We start from the raw sequence: 19,195 nt of genomic DNA on the forward strand, positions 1-19,195 counted from the left end.
AACATAATAAAGACTCATGGTAATCATGTGACATAACGCTCAAACGACTTCAACGTCTTACTTATTAGATACGAATAATCACTGGAATTAGTTTCAAAAAATAATCAACTGACAGGAGTGTTTTTCCATGCTTGTGACTGACCTTGATGCACGTTTAACAGAATTATACGACGAGATGGTGACGCTCCGCCGCCACTTCCATCAATACCCCGAACTTTCCTTCGAAGAACAGGAGACACCACGGACAATCGCGGCCTATTTACGCGACCTCGGCCTGGACGTTCGCGAACACGTCGGTGGCAACGGTGTTGTCGCACGCATTCATGGCGGCGAAGGACCAACGATCGCATTTCGGGCCGACTTTGACGCCTTACCGATTCAAGATTTAAAAGACGTCCCGTACCGCTCGAAAGTGAATGGCTCGATGCATGCCTGCGGTCATGATGCGCATACGGCGACGTTGCTCGTCCTAGCGAAAGTTCTTACGGAAATTGACCTTCCCGGTGATGTCGTCCTCATTCATCAGTTCGCGGAGGAACTTGCACCGGGTGGGGCCAAACCGATGATCGAAGACGGTTGTCTCGACGGGGTCGACTACATTTACGGTTCTCACATTTGGACCCCGCTTCCATACGGGACGATTGGTGTAAAGACGGGACCGATTATGGCGGCAGCCGATCGCTTTGAACTGACAATCAAAGGCAAGGGCGGCCACGGTGCCATCCCGCAACACACGGTCGATGCCGTCATCGTCGGAACGAATATCGTCAGCCAGTTGCAACAAATCGTCAGCCGACGCATCGACCCGCTCGAACCGGCCGTCTTGACGGTCGGCACGTTCGTTGCTGGTCAGGCGTTCAACGTCATCGCCGATGAAGCGAAGCTGTCCGGCACGGTACGGACGTTCACACCGGAGACGCAAACACGCATCATTACCGAGATGGAACGGACCATCGCCCACATTTGTTCGGCGAGCGAAGCGCACTTCGAGCTCGACTATATCCGGGGGTACCCCGCCGTCATCAACCATCCCAACGAAACGGATTACGTCCGGCGTAGCGCCGCGCGCGTTGTCGGCACCGATGGCGTCATCGAGATGTCCCCACTCATGGTCGGAGAAGACTTTGCCTACTATATGCAACACGTACCGGGCAGCTTCTTCTTCACAGGAGCCGGTAACCCGGAAGTCGGGGCCATCTTCCCTCATCATCACCCCCGCTTCGATGTGGACGAACGGGCGATGCTTCTTACCGCCCGCATCCTCATGCAGGCGGCATTTGAGACATGGAAGACGCACAAAAAAGAAGACTGACGCCGCGGCGTCAGTCTTCTTCTGTTTGATCGGACAACATCGATACGAGCACTTGGTCAACACGTTTGCCGTCCATATCGACGACCTCGAATCGAAGACCATATGCTTCGACAACGTCTCCCCGTTTCGGGAAATCGCCAAGCGCATAAATAACAAGTCCGGCAAGCGTATGATACGAGTTACGCCCTTCATCAAAACGATTGTCTCGAATCCCGAACGTCCGCTTTAAATCCTCAATCCCAAGTAAGCCATCAGCCAAATACGAGCCGTCTTCCCGGCGCACAACTTCCGGCGTTTCTTCTTCAATCATCACTTCGCCGACGATTTCTTCTAGAATATCGAACAATGTGACCATTCCAAGGAATCCGCCGTACTCATCGAGCACGAAAGCGATTTCGACGCCATTCTTTTGCATCATCTGCAACACTTGGCTCGCTTCTCGCTGTTTTGGCACGATGAGCGGTTGTTTGATTCGCTTCAAAATTTGTGACGGCTCCCGAAGCGTCGACAACGTCAAAATGTCACGGACATCGATATAGCCGACGAACTCGTCGAGCGTATCGCGTCCGACCGGGAGTTTATTATGTTTACTTTCATAAATCGATTTCTTGATATCGTCCATATCGTCTTCAAGGTCGACCCATTCGAGCGTCGTCCGCGGTTGCATCAATTCATAAATCAATTGGTCATGGAATGCAAACACACGCTCGACCTGTTGCACTTCCTCGTGTGCGAACGCCCCTTGCTGGGCCCCTTCGAACAAGAGCTGCTTGATCTCGAGCTCGGTCTCGCCACTCGATTGCTCCGCTTTCAAGCCAAGCAATTTGAAGAGGAAAAGTGTCGACTTCGATAAGATCCAAATGAACGGTCGCATCACTTTACTAAATAAATCAAGTGCCGGAATGATCGCCATCGTGACTTTTTCCGGGGCCACGAGCGCAATCCGTTTCGGTACGAGCTCACCGATGATGAGCGACAAATACGTGATGATTGTAACAACGACGACGTAACCGACGGTCGGCGCGTACTGGGGACTCATGCCAAGATTGGCGAACAAATCGCCGAGCGGTGCCGAAAAACGCGCACCCCCGTAAGCCCCGTTAATAATCCCGATCAACGTGATTCCGACTTGCACCGTTGATAACAAGTCGGTCGGATCTTTTGAATACTTGAGTGCGATTTCGGCGCTGCGTTTGCCACGGCTCGCCTCGACTTCAAGTTTGGTCGGTTTGGACGAGATGAGTGCGATTTCCGTCATCGCGAAAATCCCGTTCAACACGATTAAGAATAAAACAATCAGTAAATCGATCACTATGGAGGAATCCACCGTTTTCATCACCTCTGCGTATATTTCGTACCACAATCTCATCATATCAGAGATTCGTTATTCACCTGTACCCGTTTCACTCGAGAAAAAAGCCACTTCAACGTGAAGTCGCTTCGTTTGAGCTTCCTTGCTGAAGAGCCGTGGCTTGAGATTGCTTGAAGACGATGACACCGAGCAGCAGCACCATCAGTCCGATGACCTGCCCTGGGGAAAGTGACAACTGCGGCATCCCGAACGCTCCCGAGAGGTCGACGACAAGCGCCCAGATCAACTGAGATACGAGAATGATGGACACCGACAGCGTCGGTCCGAGTAGTTGAATACTTCGCATCACACAAAAGACGACACCAACACCGAGCAAGCCACCGAGCGCATAAATCGGTGAGATGTCAAACAGCCCTTGTAGATTACCGCCAAATAGAACAAGTGGAACGAGCGAACCGAGCAAACCGACGATGAAGACGAGCACTGTCGTCGCCCATGCCCCTAAATAAACGTTCATTTTGGCATTGACCGCCGCTTGGACACTAATGAACGCGCCGGCCACTGCCGAACAGATAATTCCTACTATCATGAATGGCCTCCTTATTCGTACAACATGCCATTGGCACGTTCTTTTAATCGAGTCGCATCTAAAATCGTTACTTTTGTCCGCGTCTTTTCGACGAGTCCTTCATCCGCGAACGATTGTAACGTCCGATTCAAATGACGATAACTCGTCCCGAGCCATTCCGCCACTTCTTTTCGTTTCAACTGACTCATCTCATCTTGGAACAAGTCGTTCCCTGATTCGCTGAGCGAGACGAGATATCCCGCTAATCGTTCTTCGAGTGTCGACATGAGATGGTTCGACGAGGCATTCGCCTCGATGAACAGTTTCTCAGATACGCCGCGCAGAAGATGCTCTGTGAACTCGATCGTTCGGTTATGCGTGCGGAGAACATCAAACGGCACGCGCAGACAGGTTACTGCCCCGACGGCCTCGACCGTGTGGAGTACGTTGCGTCCGCTGGCGTATTCGATATCCCCAATCAATGTCGGGGCCATCTTTAAACGGAGCAAGCGCAACTTGCCTTCCTCGCTCAACGTATAGATTTTGACACGCCCTTCTAACACGACGAAGAGAGACTCGATCGGGTTATCGTTCGTGCAGAGCATCGCCCCTGACGGATACGTCACAATCGTCGATGCCTCTAATGTTTGTTCCGAGAACAGGTGGACCCACCCGAGTCGTTCTAGTGCTGCCTCTACTTTCATCCGTCTCCCCCTCACGTGAACGTGTAAATGCCAATCCCGGCGACCATCAAGGCAAGTCCTGTGAGCTGACCTTGGTTGAGCGGTTTCCGTTTCACACCAAACCATCCGTTCACATCAATCAAAAACGCCCCGATCAATTGGGCGACGAGCAAGACGCAGATCGCCCAAGTCACACCGAGCTGTTGAATCGCGGTCAGTTCTCCGAAAACGACGAACACACCGAACAGACCGCCTAAGCTATAGTACCAAGGCACGCGCCGAAACGCCGTCACATCTGCATCCCGCTTGAACGCGTAAATGAGGAGCGCGAGCACGAGCCCGATAAGATGAACGACCGTGACTGACATCCAGGCACCGACCGCGTAACCGAGCTTGGCATTGAAAATCCCTTGCAATGCGATGAACGTGCCCGAGAGCACGGCAAATAAAATCCCCAAACAAATTCCCTCCTATCTCCTCATCTGACTGTACGTGAGATGAATTACCTTGAAAAGGACATATGTCCGAAAAAAAGACAACTTAGGGATTACCTAAGCTGTCTGTGGGATTATCCGAGCAATTTAACGATTTCTGCGCCGACTTGTTCTGACGACTGCGGGTTCTGACCCGTGACAAGGCGTTCGTCAACGGCTACGTTGACAGCCCAGTTGTCGGCATGATCGAACTTTCCGCCGCGCTCGCGCATCGCTGATTCGAGCAAGAATGGTACCGCTGAATCGAGTTGCATCTCACGCTCTTCCGCGTCCGTGAATCCTGTCACGCGCTTGTCTTTGACGAGCGGATCTCCATTGCTCAAGTTAACGTTGACGAGACCGATTGGCCCATGACAGACGGCCGCGACGACGTTTCCGCCTTCATACGTGTCACGGATGACACGCTGTAGCGTCTCACTGTTCGGGAAGTCGACGACTGTCCCGTGTCCGCCTGGAAGGAAGACTGCGTCATACGTGTCATCGGCCACTTGGTCAAGTCGAGCTGTGTTTTTTAACAGATGTTTCGTGTCCAACACTTCTTGCGGCAAGTCGCCTTCTAAGCTGTTCGCATCAATTGGCACGTCTCCACCTTCGATGCTAGCAACCGTGACTTTATAACCTTGCTTCTCGAATTGAAGGTACGGTGAAGCAAACTCCTCGAGCCATAGCCCTGTCGCGTGACCGTTCTCCAATTGATCCGCAGACGTCGTAACGATCAGTACATGTTTAGACATTGCAAATTCCTCCTTCAGAATTAAGCATACGAAAGAGTTGTTCCCGCTATGAGTTCATTCAAACCTTGGAACCCGCAACGCGATTCATTTTTTGACCCGGTCCTATTTTTAGAACGGCGGAGTTTCACAAAACGTCTATACTAAGTTCATCAGCTGGCAGGAGGGAACGACCGTGATGAAATATGTACTTGACTGGGGATTTCTTGCCGTCGTCGTTTTGATTGTGTTGCTCGTGATTATTGCTGGGTTGTGAAGGAAACTGAGAGCAGTTTCACTGATATGTCACATGTAGGACTGTTTGAAGGAGGGACTGTATCGGGAACAAACCTATTGTTGTCCTGTCGTCACGGTTACTATAGAAAGGATGTTGAATATGTCAGAACGCGTATTTATCAGTCCGGCCAAGTACGTGCAAGGAAAAAATACAATCGATCGCATCGGGGATCATGTGAGCCATTTCGGGTCCCAGGCTCTCCTGATCGCCGATGACATCGTCTGGCGCTTGATCGGGGAACGGGTGACTGATTCACTCAAGGCGAGCGGAGTGAACGCTGAAAAGGCCGATTTTGTCGGGGAGGCGTCCCGTCACGAGATTGAACGAATCGCCAACACGGCAGCAGAGAGCCATACTGCTTTCGTCATCGGGATGGGCGGCGGAAAGACGCTCGACACGGCGAAAGCCGTCGCTGATGAACTCGACGCCCGCATCGTCATCGTCCCGACCATCGCCTCGACGGATGCGCCGACGAGCGCCTTGTCCGTCATCTATACAGATGAGGGAAACTTTGAAAGCTATCGCTTCTATAAAAAGAACCCGGATTTGGTCCTCGTCGATACGAAATTGATTGCCGAAGCTCCGGCCCGGTTCCTCGCCTCAGGAATCGCCGACGCCCTCGCGACATGGGTCGAGGTCCGAAGCGTCCTTGCCTTCGGTGGCAAAACGATGGCGGGTGGTGTCCCGACGATTGCGGCGGAAGCCATCGCCAAACGCTGCGAAGAGGTGCTGTTCGATTACGGGATCCCTGCTTATGAATCTGTAAAGGCCAAAGTCGTCACACCAGCGCTCGAGTCTGTCGTCGAAGCGAATACACTCCTGAGCGGTCTCGGTTTTGAAAGCGGCGGGCTTGCAGCGGCCCACGCCATTCATAACGGCTTCACCGCCCTCCACGGAGACATCCACCATTTGACGCACGGGGAAAAAGTCGCGTTCGGCACACTCGTCCAACTTGCGCTCGAAGGCCGGACACAGGAAGAGTTCGACCGCTACGTCGCCTTGTATATGGCACTCGAGTTGCCGGTCACACTCGAAGACGTGAAGTTGAAAGACGCTTCCCGTGAAGACATCCTAAAAGTCGGTCAAGCGGCAACGGCGGAAGGTGAGACGATTCATAGTGGGTTCGATGTGACCGCTGAACAAGTCGCCGATGCCATCATCGCAGCCGACCGCTATGCCCGCCTGTATCAAAGTAAACTGCACTAAACAAATAACGAGGAACGGCTAGTTGAGCCGTTCCTCGTTCGTTTGTTTGCGGCTGACGAACGATAGCGCCACCCCGATTGCCATGCAACAGACCGTCAAGACGAAAAACGTCAATTGGTTCGCATAGATGATGTTCGTGAACTGGTTCCATCCAGATGCGTACGCCGCGTTCTCAGAAGCACGGATGCCGGACCGGAGCGAAGTAGCTTGGCCGGCATTGATATAGAGACCGATTCCCGCCATGACGACACTTCCGACGAAAAGACCGACTCGTCCTAGGCGATGAACCGATTCCACCGTCCGCCGAGCAAGCCGGATGGTGATCCAGATGAACAACAGGACGAACGGCCAACCAATTATTAAGACGAGCACGTATGGATTCCCTTCGCCCGCCGCTTCTGTGTAGGGGGCCGTCATCGTCTCGCCGAGTTTGAATAATACAAACGTAATGAGCGTGATGATGAACCACGCCTTGATCAATTTCTCCATGACAACACCTCACTCTCAGTATAGCAAAAAAACACCGTGCGCTTTCGCACACGGTGTCAGGTCAGGCTTTCGGACGGACGGCATAGTAAATCAGGATGACGAGCCACGTCCAAACGCCGGTGAAGATCCCAATAATCCCGACGATAAAGAACCCGAGCGGCATCATCGATTTCGTCCGATTATAGTCTTTCCACATGTTCGATAACCCTTTGATGTTGAAATACAAAAAGGCGAAGAACAAGACGAGCAACAATAACGGTAAACCAAAAATGAGTTCCATACGCTCACTCCTTTCTAGTCTCAACCATTCTCTTATATCTAGTGTACCCGTTCACGTTGCACGGCACATCGGGCTCGCGCAGTACAGGGAGCAAGTCAAGAGGCGGAGACAGTCCTGTTCATTATTCCCTAATTTCTCTTCTTTTCATCCCCTTAAAAACCGGGAAAAGAGGAGTATCCAGCAAAAAGGGGGTCTTTCCTGTGAAGCTCATTCGTGTACTCCTCGTCCTATTGCTCATCTTCCCCGTCACTTCCACCTTCGCGGCGACACCGTCACCTCAGCCAGGCTATACGATCAAGACGACGAAACTGTATTGGCGGGCGATGCAATCATCCCCGGTCGCCAAAACAATATCCACAAACACACCTGTCCGTTACACGGTCTATAACCGAAGTTGGTCGAACGTCTACATCAATGGCACACGCTATTACACCCCGTCGAGCAACTTGAAGGCCGGCATCCCAAAACTTACGACCACGGAACGGCTTCGGCTCGTCAATAAACAACACGGACTGTCGAACACGTATCAATCTCGTCAACTCGTCACGTTGACCATCCCGACCGTCTATACGAAAGGAAGCGAGCGCACCCTCATGGCCGCTGAAGCCGCCCACGCCCTAGCCCGCCTTTATTACGCCGGTCGAAAAGAAGGACACACGCTGTATGCGCTCAGCGCCTATCGTTCCTACGCCACACAAAAATCGCTCTACACGTATTGGGTCAATACCCGCGGCACGGCGTACGCCTCGAAGTATGTCGCCCGCCCCGGATATAGCGAGCATCAGACCGGACTTGCCGTCGATATGACAAGTGCGCGGATGCAGATGGGGCTCTATGCCTCGTTCGACCAAACCCCTGAAGGCAAATGGATGCTCCAACAGGCACACCGTTACGGCTTCATCGTCCGTTATCCGAAAGGCAAAGAGAAAATCACCGGCTATAATTATGAACCGTGGCATCTTCGTTATGTCGGGGTAAAAGAAGCGACGACGATGAAACAACAAAACTGGACGTTCGAGGACTGGTGGGCGAAACGTTGACGCGAGCATCTCGAGCGATTCATTGAATGCGTTCAAGGTATAATGGACGCGTACGATATCGCAGAGGAGGACATGTGCATGTGGATTGTCATGAACAAACTAGACGTTGAAAAAGGGAAAGTCGCTGCGGTCACGGCCCGTTTCCAGACGACGAAAGGCATCGAGTCGATGGATGGGTTCGTTCGGATGCAAGTGTTGACCGATACGTCGGACGAGACGAAAGATCAAGTCGTCATCATGACGACGTGGCGCGATGCGGCGAGCTTCGAAAATTGGCGTGATAGCGGAGCGTATAAACATGCCCATAAAAAACGGGACGACGGTACTTCTGAAGTGAAGCCCATCGTCCTTGGAAACACGGTCACCCAATATGAGGTCGCCATCGAGCACGGCGCCTCAACCGATGATGTATAAAATATCTTGCGGCCGGATGATCCCGAGCAAAGGTTCATCTTCTTGTCCTGTCTCGGTAATCAATAAGGCATCGAGCCGAACTCCGTCTTTCATGTTGATGAAATGATGATGCGCCTCGATGACCGACGTCTCTTTCGCGATAAACCGATACCGTCGCAGGTGCGGGTCGTGATGGAGCACGTGCTTGACTTGCACGCCTTCGAGTGACACACGAGGCCCGTCGACCGTTTCGGCGAGCCAACTGGTCACTCCTTTTTTCGTTAATAATCCGCGCCACGACCCGTCATGATTATAGACCGGGAACTGCGAGTAGTTCTTATCCCGAATCTCACCGAGCACGTCGACCAACGAGTCGTCGGCGTCGAACGTCGTCACGATTTTACGGAACATCGGGATGACTTGACGCGGGTGAAGCAGTTCTTTCTCCACCTCGAGAATCAAACTGACAATCGATTCATGCGGTTCAGCAATGATGAAATCCGGCTCACGCCGCTCGTGGACGATGGCGTTGCGCAACTGACTCATTTGATGTAAATCTTCTTTGTAGCGTTCGATGATTGGATTATGTTTGGCGAGACGGTTGACCATATTACTGAAACTGAAATGCTTCCCGTCCCCCATCTCGCGACTTAAATAATCTTCAATCCGATGATACGATGCGATAAATTCTTCAGCTCGACTCATGTATTCACACTCCTTATCGCCTATATATACCCTATTTTTTTCGGGTTCGAGCAGGAAACGGTGACACAATCTCGAATCAACAACCAACTACCTAATGAAAAGGAGGATGATCTATGGCGACTCCCGTCTCACAAGTGACGCCACTTCCGAATAAGGACGCCTTCCGTTCCGGCATGCGGGCCGGTATCCCGGTCGCCGTCGGCTACATCCCAATCGCGATCGCCTTCGGCCTGCTTGCGAAATCATTCGATATGCCGAACGTCATCACGCTCGCCATGTCTTTATTCATCTTTGCCGGTGCCAGTCAGTTTATCGGCGTTCAATTGATTATGGCTGGTTCGATGTATTGGGAAATCATCTTGACGACGTTCATCCTGAACTTGCGGCACTTTCTCATGTCGGCGTCATTGTCCCAGCGTCTCGAGACGACTTCGAATCGATTTCTGGCCGCCATCGCGTTCGGCGTGACCGATGAGACGTTCAGTGTCGCCTCGACGCGTGACGAGTCGACCCGAGGCCACTTTGTACTCGGTCTGAACATGATTGCTTTTTTAGCTTGGAACGTCGGAACATGGATTGGTGTCTTTCTCGCCTTCGGATTACCCGTATCTGTCCAAGCGAGCATGGGCATCGCCCTGTACGCCATGTTCATCGGGCTACTCGTCCCATCACTCACTCGCAAACCGGTCATCGTCGTGGCCGCGATCGCCGTTTTGACACAAGCCATTCTCTATTTCGGCATCGCTCCGTTCCTTCCATTGTCGCCCGGCTTGAGTATCATCCTGGCCACGGTTGTCGCCGCCGGAGCCGGCGCCTTGCTGTATAAGGAGGACGAAACATGATCAGTCTCTTGTTGCTCGTCCTTGCCATGGCGCTCGTCACGTACATTCCACGCCTCGTTCCGCTGCTTTGGCTCCGGGACATCAAGTTGCGGCCGTTCTTGAAGCGATTTTTACTGTTCACGCCTTATGCGGTGCTCGCCAGTCTCATTTTTCCGGGCATCCTGCAGGCAACGACCAGTCTGACGTCGGCTGTGGCGGGTGGAGTGGTCTCCGCAACACTCGCATTACTCCGGGTCAACTTGATGTTCGTCGTCATTGGGGGCATCGCCGGAGTGTATCTTATGAATCTGTTCCTCTAACAAATAAGTCCGCCTAAATGGGGCGACTTATTTGTTCAAGCAGAGACAGCCTGACGTCGTAATTGAACGAACACATCGACGAACGAAGCGTCCCACTGGGTACCGCGTCCACTCTCGAGAATCGAGAGTGCCTTCTCGACCGGCATCCCGTCCCGATATGGACGGTCCGATGTCATGGCGTCATATGCGTCAGCGATTGCCATGATACGACCAAAGAGTGGAATTGATTCCCCGGACAATCGATCTGGATAACCGTGACCATCAATCCGTTCATGATGGGACCGGACACCCGCCAAGATGGGCTGTAACGCTTCCGGTAGCGAAATTTGATTCAAAATATGAATCCCGATGGTCGGGTGTTCTTGAATTTGCGCGAACTCATAGTCTGTCAGCTTCCCTTCTTTCAACAACACATCGTCACGGATGCCAATCTTCCCAATGTCATGAAGGAGCGCCGACTTGCGGAGCAACTCAATCTGTTCATTCGGCAACTGAAGCGCCTGCGCCAATTCGACGGAGTAGGCGGCGACCCGTTCGGAATGTCCGGCCGTATAGGAATCCCGGGCATCGAGTGTCGCGGCGAACAAGACGAACAGACTGTTCAATAACTGCTCATTTTCTGCATCGCGATACGTGACGTTCGTGACCATCTGATTGAAGCCCGTCACGAGTTGGGCGAACTCGTCCGAGTAAGGGTTGTCGATTGGAGTCAACTGTCCGTCGTCCAATGCGGCGACCCCTTCCGCTAACGCGCTGATTGGACGTTTGATATTGTCGTAAAGCAAAAAGCTGCTGAACGTCGCCACTCCGATGATGACGACTATAATCAGGGCCGCCCACTGCCAATACGCATCGGCTTGTTCTACCGTCGACAGCTGCACTCCTGACGCCAAAATGAACAATGCGACCGGGAACACCCCGATAACGAGCATGCTAATCAACAACTTCGTCCGGACACTGATGGACCGATATGTCGCTTGAAGCGGGCGCTCGTACAAGCGGTTGCTCACCTCTTGCAACTGAAGCAACAGCGGTTCAACCGAGCGATACGTCAAAAAGAATTCAATCAAGGCGTGCAAGATGGCAATCAAAATGGCACCGAACGCCGCCAAACCAATCAACCGATATGGCAAGTCGACCCATCCTCGCTCGATTGCGAGCACCGTCATACTGATTGCCGGTACGGACAAACCAAACAAGTGCGGGCCGAGAATCCGTTTCACCGTCAACGTGGGAAAGTGACTCGTTTGATTGAACGCTTGTTGCAGCGCCTCATATGTCGGGATATCTGTCTGAAACACGTGACGGATTGGTCGGATATGACGCCGATAGAAGAGCAGTTCGAGCCCGATCATCATCATTCCGGACAGTCCCATAATGGACAATAAGATGAGCATCTCCATCTCGGACAAATCGAGTGTCTGAAAGATGAACAACCCCCCGACTCCGAACACGGCGATGCCTGATCCCCATATGTAGTTCATAATGAGTGTACGTTGAAACTGTTTAAACATGAACATGTCACTCCTACCTTCTTGCCGATCTGTTTCTTATTATATCGACAAAAGTGACACTATTTTACAGCAACACAAAACGGATCCCTGTTTAGGGACCCGTTCTTCATCATTACGGACGACGTGGACCTTCGTTGTCATCAAGTGAACGATTATCTGGTTCTGGTGTGACGTTTTCATGGAACGGGTTCGGTTCTGGACCGTCCACGTTCGTCACCTCAGATTGTGAGGCTTGCGAACGATTCGCTTCACGTTTCAACTCTTGTTTCGTTTGATTCGCTTCACGCTTCGACTGCTCCATACCTTGTTTTGCCTGTTGCTTCGCAGCTTCGGCTTCTTGGTTCATTTGCGCTCTCTCTTGTTCGAGACCTTCTTTCGATACTTCTGTCTCGTCGATTCGCTTCTCTGCTTTTTGCAGGTAACGAGCCGCCGTCTCGCGTCCACCGAGGCCAAAGGCAAGACCAAAGGCGAGGGCAACCGCACCGAGGATAAGCAAGAATGCCGTATTGACAATCATCGGAGCAATACCGAGCTGGCTGATTGCCATGAAGAAGGCGATTCCAAGAATCGCGTATTTCGCGACGTGGCGCAAGACGCTCGGTTGGCCAGCTCCATCTACGAGCACACTGCCAACGAGGCGTTCTGCCATGTTCGCGAGCCAGAAACCGACTGCCAAGATGACGATGGCCGCAATGACCATAGGCAAGTAGGCGAAGATCGCTGTCGCAAGCGAAGCCATGAAGTCGAGGTTCGCAACTTGAAGCGCTTCTGAGACGAACAACAAGATAGTGATGATTTGAACGATGGTTCCGATCACTTGCGCGATTGACGTCGATGATGACGAACGGCCACCGAGACCCATCTTGCCAGCAAGCGAGTTGACGCCTAAGTTTTCAAGGAGTGAAACGACCACACCTTTCAACCATTTCGCGATGAACACACCGGCGAGAATCAAGACGATTGCCACGATGATGTTCGGAATCATCGCCAAGACGTCGTTGAGCATCGAGATGGCCGGATCCGAGATCCCGCGAATATCGAGTGCCTCAAGTGCCGAAATCGTGACCGGAATCATAATCAAGATGAAGACGATCGTTCCGACCGCTTTCGCAAGACTTGACCCTTTCACATAATCAGACAAGTGGAGTTTTTCAGCAAAACGGTTAAGACCTGCTGCTTCCAAGAACTTCGTCAAGATATCGCGCACGATTTTCGCAACGATGTATCCGATTGCGAAGATGAGTGCTGCAGCGACGAGTTTTGGAATAAAGGCAAGGAAACTGTTCAACAAGTCTTCAAATGGACCGCTGATCCCTTGTAAGCCAAGCGCATCTAGTACCGCCGGAAGGGCTAATAGTAAGACAAGATAGAAGACGACATTCGCTACCGTATCGACCCATTTCGTCTGATTGACGCTTGTCGACGCTTGCCCTGTCTTCTCCATCAACTTGTTCAAATTGAGGCGATGACCTGCCATTTGAATGGCTTTTTTCAAGAGTGTTGCGATAATCCAAGCGACAAGCAGGATGAGACCTGCTTTGATGACACCTGTAATCAAGCCAGAGAAACCAGAATAGATTTGACTGAACGGTTGGGTGATCGCTGGCACGTTCATAAATTCAAAGATGATTAAAAATGCGAGAAGCAACACGCCGAAGAAGACGACTTTCGCGATGATGCGTTCAGGTGTCCACCGCTTTTCCTCTCTCCCCGGTTTTCCAGGTTCACCTTCTTGTTTAACTCCGACACGATCGTCGAGGCGTGCTTTGCGAAGTGCTTTACGCGTCACGTTTTCCAGAACTTTCGCCAAAATAAATCCGACGACGAGAATGACTAATGCGAGCAAAAGCTCAGGTAGCCATGACATGAACGTGTTGAAGTTGTACGTAGTATCGTTCATTTACATCTTCCTCCTATCTCTTTTTGAAATGATTTCATTTATTTGACTCTTTGTATAAATACCAACATTTTCATCTGCCTAAACCTTGCCATTTCTTATTTCCCTATAGCGGATTTATAGGAAAACAATTTTTTTAGTAAGCATTCTCAAAGAAAGAAGACGTGTCTTTCTAAGTCAAATGTGATACGACTTAATAAGAAGAAGTCTTATGGAGGAGGAAGGAAGATGAACATCGCCCTGATTGCCCACGACAAAAAGAAAGATGATTTAATCGTACTCGTGAAAGCTTACGCTCACATCTTAGAAAAACACCATCTGTTCGCCACCGGCACGACCGGCAAGCGCATTGCCGAGGCGACAGGACTACCCGTCCATTGCTTCCAATCAGGTCCGCTCGGCGGGGACCAGGAGATCGGGGCCGCTGTCGCGCGGGGTGAGATGGACATGATTCTCTTCTTCCGTGACCCGTTGACGGCCCAGCCGCATGAGCCCGATGTGAGCGCTCTGATGCGTTTGTGTGACGTCTATTCGATCCCATTGGCCACAAACATGGGCGGAAGCGAGATTCTAATCCGCAGTATCGAACAAGGAGATTTTGAATCTCTGACCTTGACCCATAATGACCCACCCCCGGCTTAATCCAATTAATAAGAAAAGAGGAATTTTTCTGAAACCACCTGTATCGAACAATCCGGTCGTGCAACAGTTTTACGATCAAGTCCGCACTCACTTGCACGAACTGGTCAATGACGAGGTCCGAGTCGCCCGTTTGTTAGACAGTCTGGCCGGCTACATTCGACAAGCGGAAAAAAATGGACAATCACTAGAAGGTCTGACCAAACAAAATCCAAGGGACTATGCCACTTTTTTAATCGAACAACCGACGACGAATGAGGAATACCAACGTCGCTACCATACGATGATTGAGGCGACCGATGAATTGAAGCCGCATGAGAAAACCCAAGCCAATCGAGAATTCGATTGGGCGATTAAGCGGCTCAACGAAGTGCAAGTCAGGCTTCAAGATGTCGAGACGCGAGACGTCTCCTTTTTAGCCTATACAAAAATTGAGGCCATCAAATCGTCGCGTCGCGTCTGGAATCAATTCGGCTGGCTGCTCGGCATGATTTTGTCGTTCGCCTATGCGAACTTGTTGCTTGTGATCGACGATGTGTTCAGTTTGCGTTTATTTATGGCGCCGACTACGCCCTATCCGCTTGATTACTTCGGATTCGTCTTCCCTGTCCTATTGACTGGTGCTGTCTTCGGTCTATTGACTCGATTCCGGCACCACTTTCAGACGTTAGGACGAAGGATTTTGTTCGCCCTGCTCATCATTGCCGTGTACATCGGTTTCGTTTTATTGACCCAACCTATCCTGTTTTCCCTTGGATGGTCGTTCTTGATTCAATTAACGCCTGTGTACGCGCTCATCTTGCTGGCGATTAGCGGATTCATGGCCATGTGGACGTTGATTGAATTCGTTTGGAAGAACACTCGCTGCCATCTAGGAAATGACACATTAACCATCTATTACTGACCACGCCATTCTCGCTTTGAAATGGCGTTTTTTGTTTGAATCGTTGCGAGAACGGAAATTACTAGTAACGTGACGTCAATCGATAAACAAAATGGTTTAAAAGGAGGCACAACATGTCGGATCGTAAAATCATTGGGTTGTTCCATAATGAGCAAGAAGTAATGGACAAAGTAAATGAACTCAAACAAGCCGGGGAAGCAGAGAAAAACATGCACGTCGTAGCCAAGCGGGACGGGGAAATTTCTACCTTGCGCTACGAGACAGACGTAAATGCCGAATCGGGAGTTCGTGATGTCAACTGGTTGGACCGTGTCAAAGCGTCCCTTCACGGAAGTGACCGCATTCGCGATGAACTGCGAAATATGGGACTCAGTGATGCGGAAGCGGAAGAATATTACACTTCAATTGATGCCGGCAAACTATTGCTTTACATCGATAAGCATTCTTCTGAGCGCTATCCAAACATGTATAAAAAAGACAGCGAGCTTGACCATGACAAAGGTGAAGAAGCGGACGGAATCGCTTTTGATGCAAAACCATTCAATGATCATGATGAAAAACCAAGAGGCACAAAAGAGGACCCAATCGTCCGCGGCCACTCTGGTCTAGAAGATCACCGTCGGTTATAAGGAGGAAACGAAGATGAGCGAAAAACGATTCATTAGCATGTATGATACCCAAGATGCGGCCCTTGGAAAGATTGAGGAATTGCGTGCGAAAGGCTATAAAGATTCGGACATCTACGTCGTCACGAAGCACGAAGACAGTGTTTCGATCTTGCGTCGTCAGACGGACGTCCATACCGAAGCATCGCATCAGACCGGTTGGTTTGATAAAGTCCGTTCCTTTTTGAATGGACGCGAGGACGTTCACGCAGGACTCCGAAATATGGGATTAAGCGAGGAAGAAGTCAGCCGCCATTATAGAGACGTCGAGGCTGGTAAGATTTTAATTTATGTCGATGAGGACTTTGAACGCCGTCACAGCGAGGGACTGACGATTGATTCGACACCGTACACTGACTCGAGACACGATACAAGTCACCAAGGTCACCATACGGCCGATGGTCTTGAAATCGATTCAGCGCCGTATAATGATTCAAAACCTGACACGACCCGTTCGACCCGTTCAAATCAACGTACGTCCGACGGTGTAGAGATTGATTCGGAGCCATATAATGACCCGAAACATCGTGACGCGAACCGGGATGATCGCCATACGTCTGATGGTCTAGAAATCGACTCGAAACCATTTAATGAATCCGTCGGCGATAACCCAAATCGGGCCGTCGACCCTGAGCAGGACAGATTAGATAAAAAAGCAGAGTTGACTGATCGTGAGACCAAGTTGCGCGGCCTCGATGACCGGGCACTCCGAAACGATTACGAAGATCCAGACAATATCCGCCGTTTTTAATCAAGACTAAGACCTGACCGCGTACGGTCAGGTCTTATTTACGTCAATCGGTTCTTCGGCTCTTCCCCTTCGAGCACGTTCACGATGGCTTCCCGATTGAGCGCCATCATCGCAAGTCGTGTTTTAATGGATGCGCTTCCGATATGCGGTAATGTCGTCACATTCGGGAGCGTCAAAAGTGGATGGTCCATCGCCACCGGTTCTTTGGCGAACACATCGAGTCCTGCCGCCCAAATCCGCTGTTCCTTCAGTGCTTCATAGAGTGCCATCTCATCGATAATCTCACCGCGGGCAACGTTGATGAACACTGCTGTCTGTTTCATTTTCGCGAACTCGTCTGCCCCTAACATCCCACGTGTCTCTTCGGTGAGGGGGGCGAGGACGACAACGAAGTCGGATTGCTCGAGCAGTTCGTCGAGTTCCGCGTAGACGAAACCGTACATCGATTCCGATTCATGGCGCCGTGTCCGATTATGATACAACACATCCATATCGAAGCCGCGGGCGCGCCGTGCGACCGCCTCACCGATGCGTCCCATCCCGATGATTCCGAGCTTGGCCCGATACAAGTCCATCCCGACATAGCCCATCGGTGTCCACGATTTCCATTCCCCGGCCCGTAAATCGCGTTCCGCTTCCCCGAGCCGACGCGCTGTCATCATCATCAATCCAAACGCAAGATCGGCCGTCGTCTCCGTCAACACGTCCGGCGTGTTCGTCACGATGATGCCGCGTTCCTTGGCTGCTTCGATATCGATATTGTTATAGCCGACCGCCAAATTCGAGATGACCTTGAGCTGCGGAGCCTGCTCGATCATTTCCCGATCAATCGTATCACTGAGCATCGTCCAGAGTGCATGCGCCGACGAGGACTCTTTCATCAAGACGTCACGCGGGACGCTCTTCGCTTCTTCTTCCCACATGCGCACCTCGTACTTGTCCCGTAGCGGTGCCACCGCCTCTTCCGGTAATCGTCTCGTGATGTAAATTCGTTTCTTCATGTCGTTTCCCCCTTATCTCGTCTCAATCAGTGTGGCAAATCAAGACTTCTTTTTCGTCACTGGATTTTGTTCCATGAATTGCTCGAACAACGAGCCGAAGTCGCTGTTGAGCAGTTGCTCGATCGTCTTCGACGAGTCCATCGCGTTTCGGTACGCGACTTCGTTGATGGCGAGGCCGATCGCCCACGTGATGCCTGATGCGACGGTCGCATTGATGACGCTCGCCGCCGCGTTCGCCCCCGGGAAGAATTTCATGACGTTCAGTAAAATCGTCTTCGAGAGCGCCCGTCCGATTTGCGGGATTATTGTGCTCCCAATCAGCGTCTTCAGCATATCGTCGTTCGCTTTCACGCCCCAGTAGCGGAACAAGTGAACGCTCATCGTCACTTGAATCGGTGTGAGCGCGATCGCATCAGCGAACGGGAGCGGGACCGCGGCCGCTGTCCCGGCGCTGGCGACATAACCCGAGATGATTCGGTTCGCTTTCTTCCGTTTCAGCTTGAGCATCGCCTCGCTCTCAGCGTGAATCTCCATGAGCAGTCCTTCTTGGAGCGATTGGTCGAGTTGCTCGACGGACCAGGTGACGAGACGTTCCCAATCGAGATGGGCCCGTAATTCCGGGTCGTTCAACAACTCTTCGGCAATACTGACTTGAAACACTGCCTCTTCTGGCACAACATCTACTAATTCCTGTCGAAGAGCCGCGAGCTCATCCATATCAACTTGGTCGATTTGCGTCAACAGGACGGCGACCGACGTCGCTTCATTCAGCTGTTTGATAAGCGCCCGGTCGAGCGGCGTGACCCGCTTCATCGAGGCGTTGATGGCGTACCAAACGAGGTGCATCTGTTCAGCCGCTTCTTTCGTCTGGGCCCGCTCGACGAAACCGATGACTTCATCGGCGTACGCTTGTTGCCGGGCACTCCCGATCTCATATCCTTCGCTGTCATACAGCACGATGGCGATCTCGTCACTCATGAACTGATGAATCCCGCGCGTCACCGGCTCACCAGCGGCGACTTTCGTTAAATCACGGCCGAAGACGTGGTTGACGACAGAGCTCTTGCCCGACCCGGTCGCTCCCGCGATCAAGATGTTCGGTTTTTTGACTTTTCCGCGCAACCGGTCGAGTTCTTCCTTCAAATCGTACGTATCTAAATTGAATGGGACTTTTTTCTCCATGTCTGTTCCTC

Annotated in this window: 22 protein-coding genes; 10 read left to right on the top strand and 12 right to left on the bottom strand. The window is 51.6% G+C overall.

Annotated elements, in window-relative coordinates:
- Positions 1-127 precede the first annotated feature (127 nt).
- Positions 128-1,312 (top strand): M20 metallopeptidase family protein, encoded by a 1,185-nt coding sequence (locus DPV68_RS00955; protein ID WP_114164984.1) that lies wholly within the window; start codon positions 128-130, stop codon positions 1,310-1,312.
- A 10-nt stretch (positions 1,313-1,322) separates the two neighbouring features.
- On the opposite strand, the gene DPV68_RS00960 is transcribed toward DPV68_RS00955, so the two are convergent.
- The 5 genes from DPV68_RS00960 to DPV68_RS00980 form a co-directional block, all read right to left on the bottom strand.
- Complete coding sequence (locus DPV68_RS00960) at positions 1,323-2,648, bottom strand: hemolysin family protein (protein ID WP_114164985.1); 1,326 nt, start codon at positions 2,646-2,648, stop codon at positions 1,323-1,325.
- Positions 2,649-2,736: 88 nt separating this feature from the next.
- A complete protein-coding gene (locus DPV68_RS00965) occupies positions 2,737-3,213 on the bottom strand; it encodes a DMT family transporter (protein WP_114164986.1) in 477 nt (158 codons plus the stop codon).
- Positions 3,214-3,224: 11 nt separating this feature from the next.
- Entirely contained in the window at positions 3,225-3,896 is a 672-nt protein-coding gene (locus DPV68_RS00970) for a Crp/Fnr family transcriptional regulator (RefSeq protein WP_114164987.1), read from the bottom strand.
- An 11-nt stretch (positions 3,897-3,907) separates the two neighbouring features.
- On the bottom strand, positions 3,908-4,333 hold the full coding sequence (locus DPV68_RS00975) for a DMT family transporter (RefSeq protein WP_114164988.1): 426 nt from the start codon (positions 4,331-4,333) through the stop codon (positions 3,908-3,910).
- Between the two features lie 110 nt (positions 4,334-4,443).
- Positions 4,444-5,103, bottom strand: a complete 660-nt coding sequence (locus DPV68_RS00980; RefSeq protein ID WP_114164989.1) for a type 1 glutamine amidotransferase domain-containing protein — start codon at positions 5,101-5,103, stop codon at positions 4,444-4,446.
- 373 nt (positions 5,104-5,476) lie between these two features.
- Here DPV68_RS00980 and DPV68_RS00985 point away from each other — a divergent pair, with 373 nt between their 5' ends.
- Complete coding sequence (locus DPV68_RS00985; RefSeq protein WP_114164990.1) at positions 5,477-6,583, top strand: glycerol dehydrogenase; 1,107 nt, start codon at positions 5,477-5,479, stop codon at positions 6,581-6,583.
- Between the two features lie 18 nt (positions 6,584-6,601).
- Here DPV68_RS00985 and DPV68_RS00990 read toward each other — a convergent pair whose 3' ends face one another.
- Together DPV68_RS00990 and DPV68_RS00995 are read right to left on the bottom strand one after the other, a co-directional pair.
- Positions 6,602-7,072: a hypothetical protein gene (locus tag DPV68_RS00990; RefSeq protein WP_114164991.1), complete on the bottom strand. Its 471-nt coding sequence runs from the start codon at positions 7,070-7,072 to the stop codon at positions 6,602-6,604.
- Positions 7,073-7,133: 61 nt separating this feature from the next.
- On the bottom strand, positions 7,134-7,352 hold the full coding sequence (locus tag DPV68_RS00995; protein WP_114164992.1) for a hypothetical protein: 219 nt from the start codon (positions 7,350-7,352) through the stop codon (positions 7,134-7,136).
- 200 nt (positions 7,353-7,552) lie between these two features.
- On the opposite strand from DPV68_RS00995, the gene DPV68_RS01000 reads away from it, so the two are divergent.
- Both DPV68_RS01000 and DPV68_RS01005 read left to right on the top strand, forming a co-directional pair.
- Positions 7,553-8,392, top strand: a complete 840-nt coding sequence (locus tag DPV68_RS01000) for a M15 family metallopeptidase (protein ID WP_114164993.1) — start codon at positions 7,553-7,555, stop codon at positions 8,390-8,392.
- Positions 8,393-8,470: 78 nt separating this feature from the next.
- Positions 8,471-8,806 carry an antibiotic biosynthesis monooxygenase gene (locus DPV68_RS01005; protein ID WP_034780505.1) on the top strand — a complete coding sequence of 112 codons (336 nt, stop codon included), beginning with the start codon at positions 8,471-8,473 and terminating at the stop codon, positions 8,804-8,806.
- Here DPV68_RS01005 and DPV68_RS01010 read toward each other — a convergent pair.
- Entirely contained in the window at positions 8,789-9,490 is a 702-nt protein-coding gene (locus DPV68_RS01010) for a CBS domain-containing protein (RefSeq protein ID WP_114164994.1), read from the bottom strand. The genes DPV68_RS01005 and DPV68_RS01010 overlap by 18 nt on opposite strands.
- Before the next feature lie 113 nt (positions 9,491-9,603).
- Here DPV68_RS01010 and DPV68_RS01015 point away from each other — a divergent pair, with 113 nt between their 5' ends.
- Positions 9,604-10,332 (top strand): AzlC family ABC transporter permease, encoded by a 729-nt coding sequence (locus DPV68_RS01015; RefSeq protein WP_114164995.1) that lies wholly within the window; start codon positions 9,604-9,606, stop codon positions 10,330-10,332.
- Complete coding sequence (locus DPV68_RS01020) at positions 10,329-10,631, top strand: AzlD domain-containing protein (protein WP_114164996.1); 303 nt, start codon at positions 10,329-10,331, stop codon at positions 10,629-10,631. Before DPV68_RS01015 ends, DPV68_RS01020 begins: the two co-directional genes overlap by 4 nt.
- A 35-nt stretch (positions 10,632-10,666) precedes the next feature.
- Here the strand turns inward: DPV68_RS01020 and DPV68_RS01025 are convergent, their stop codons facing one another.
- Both DPV68_RS01025 and DPV68_RS01030 read right to left on the bottom strand, forming a co-directional pair.
- On the bottom strand, positions 10,667-12,145 hold the full coding sequence (locus tag DPV68_RS01025; RefSeq protein ID WP_114164997.1) for an HD domain-containing phosphohydrolase: 1,479 nt from the start codon (positions 12,143-12,145) through the stop codon (positions 10,667-10,669).
- 112 nt (positions 12,146-12,257) lie between these two features.
- The gene (locus tag DPV68_RS01030; RefSeq protein ID WP_114164998.1) at positions 12,258-14,045 is read right to left on the bottom strand and encodes a mechanosensitive ion channel; all 1,788 of its coding nucleotides are present in this window, start codon (positions 14,043-14,045) and stop codon (positions 12,258-12,260) included.
- A 225-nt stretch (positions 14,046-14,270) separates the two neighbouring features.
- Here DPV68_RS01030 and mgsA point away from each other — a divergent pair, with 225 nt between their 5' ends.
- The 4 genes from mgsA (at position 14,271) to DPV68_RS01050 (ending at position 17,001) form a co-directional block, all read left to right on the top strand.
- On the top strand, positions 14,271-14,684 hold the full coding sequence (gene mgsA, locus DPV68_RS01035; RefSeq protein ID WP_114164999.1) for a methylglyoxal synthase: 414 nt from the start codon (positions 14,271-14,273) through the stop codon (positions 14,682-14,684).
- A gap of 58 nt (positions 14,685-14,742) precedes the next feature.
- Positions 14,743-15,585: a hypothetical protein gene (locus tag DPV68_RS01040; protein ID WP_114165000.1), complete on the top strand. Its 843-nt coding sequence runs from the start codon at positions 14,743-14,745 to the stop codon at positions 15,583-15,585.
- A gap of 113 nt (positions 15,586-15,698) precedes the next feature.
- On the top strand, positions 15,699-16,214 hold the full coding sequence (locus tag DPV68_RS01045; RefSeq protein ID WP_114165001.1) for a YflT domain-containing protein: 516 nt from the start codon (positions 15,699-15,701) through the stop codon (positions 16,212-16,214).
- Positions 16,215-16,227: 13 nt separating this feature from the next.
- Positions 16,228-17,001 (top strand): YflT domain-containing protein, encoded by a 774-nt coding sequence (locus DPV68_RS01050; RefSeq protein WP_114165002.1) that lies wholly within the window; start codon positions 16,228-16,230, stop codon positions 16,999-17,001.
- Between the two features lie 38 nt (positions 17,002-17,039).
- On the opposite strand, the gene DPV68_RS01055 is transcribed toward DPV68_RS01050, so the two are convergent.
- Together DPV68_RS01055 and DPV68_RS01060 are read right to left on the bottom strand one after the other, a co-directional pair.
- The gene (locus DPV68_RS01055; RefSeq protein ID WP_114165003.1) at positions 17,040-18,002 is read right to left on the bottom strand and encodes a 2-hydroxyacid dehydrogenase; all 963 of its coding nucleotides are present in this window, start codon (positions 18,000-18,002) and stop codon (positions 17,040-17,042) included.
- Between the two features lie 39 nt (positions 18,003-18,041).
- Positions 18,042-19,184: a YcjF family protein gene (locus tag DPV68_RS01060; protein WP_114165004.1), complete on the bottom strand. Its 1,143-nt coding sequence runs from the start codon at positions 19,182-19,184 to the stop codon at positions 18,042-18,044.
- Positions 19,185-19,195: the final 11 nt, after the last annotated feature.

The sequence above is a fragment of the Exiguobacterium sp. TNDT2 genome (assembly GCF_003331145.1).
Taxonomy (GTDB): domain Bacteria; phylum Bacillota; class Bacilli; order Exiguobacteriales; family Exiguobacteriaceae; genus Exiguobacterium.

What these genes read in the sequence shown, in the direction of transcription:
- DPV68_RS01055 (WP_114165003.1), bottom strand. Translation starts at nt 18,002, where the DNA reads ATGAAGAAACGAATTTACATCACGAGACGATTACCGGAAGAGGCGGTG.
- DPV68_RS00960 (WP_114164985.1), bottom strand. Translation starts at nt 2,648, where the DNA reads ATGAAAACGGTGGATTCCTCCATAGTGATCGATTTACTGATTGTTTTA.
- DPV68_RS01050 (WP_114165002.1), top strand. Translation starts at nt 16,228, where the DNA reads ATGAGCGAAAAACGATTCATTAGCATGTATGATACCCAAGATGCGGCC.
- DPV68_RS01060 (WP_114165004.1), bottom strand. Translation starts at nt 19,184, where the DNA reads ATGGAGAAAAAAGTCCCATTCAATTTAGATACGTACGATTTGAAGGAA.
- DPV68_RS00970 (WP_114164987.1), bottom strand. Translation starts at nt 3,896, where the DNA reads ATGAAAGTAGAGGCAGCACTAGAACGACTCGGGTGGGTCCACCTGTTC.
- DPV68_RS00980 (WP_114164989.1), bottom strand. Translation starts at nt 5,103, where the DNA reads ATGTCTAAACATGTACTGATCGTTACGACGTCTGCGGATCAATTGGAG.
- DPV68_RS01045 (WP_114165001.1), top strand. Translation starts at nt 15,699, where the DNA reads ATGTCGGATCGTAAAATCATTGGGTTGTTCCATAATGAGCAAGAAGTA.
- DPV68_RS01015 (WP_114164995.1), top strand. Translation starts at nt 9,604, where the DNA reads ATGGCGACTCCCGTCTCACAAGTGACGCCACTTCCGAATAAGGACGCC.
- mgsA (WP_114164999.1), top strand. Translation starts at nt 14,271, where the DNA reads ATGAACATCGCCCTGATTGCCCACGACAAAAAGAAAGATGATTTAATC.
- DPV68_RS00990 (WP_114164991.1), bottom strand. Translation starts at nt 7,072, where the DNA reads ATGGAGAAATTGATCAAGGCGTGGTTCATCATCACGCTCATTACGTTT.
- DPV68_RS01030 (WP_114164998.1), bottom strand. Translation starts at nt 14,045, where the DNA reads ATGAACGATACTACGTACAACTTCAACACGTTCATGTCATGGCTACCT.
- DPV68_RS00995 (WP_114164992.1), bottom strand. Translation starts at nt 7,352, where the DNA reads ATGGAACTCATTTTTGGTTTACCGTTATTGTTGCTCGTCTTGTTCTTC.
- DPV68_RS01010 (WP_114164994.1), bottom strand. Translation starts at nt 9,490, where the DNA reads ATGAGTCGAGCTGAAGAATTTATCGCATCGTATCATCGGATTGAAGAT.
- DPV68_RS00965 (WP_114164986.1), bottom strand. Translation starts at nt 3,213, where the DNA reads ATGATAGTAGGAATTATCTGTTCGGCAGTGGCCGGCGCGTTCATTAGT.
- DPV68_RS01005 (WP_034780505.1), top strand. Translation starts at nt 8,471, where the DNA reads ATGTGGATTGTCATGAACAAACTAGACGTTGAAAAAGGGAAAGTCGCT.
- DPV68_RS01020 (WP_114164996.1), top strand. Translation starts at nt 10,329, where the DNA reads ATGATCAGTCTCTTGTTGCTCGTCCTTGCCATGGCGCTCGTCACGTAC.
- DPV68_RS00985 (WP_114164990.1), top strand. Translation starts at nt 5,477, where the DNA reads ATGTCAGAACGCGTATTTATCAGTCCGGCCAAGTACGTGCAAGGAAAA.
- DPV68_RS00955 (WP_114164984.1), top strand. Translation starts at nt 128, where the DNA reads ATGCTTGTGACTGACCTTGATGCACGTTTAACAGAATTATACGACGAG.
- DPV68_RS01025 (WP_114164997.1), bottom strand. Translation starts at nt 12,145, where the DNA reads ATGTTTAAACAGTTTCAACGTACACTCATTATGAACTACATATGGGGA.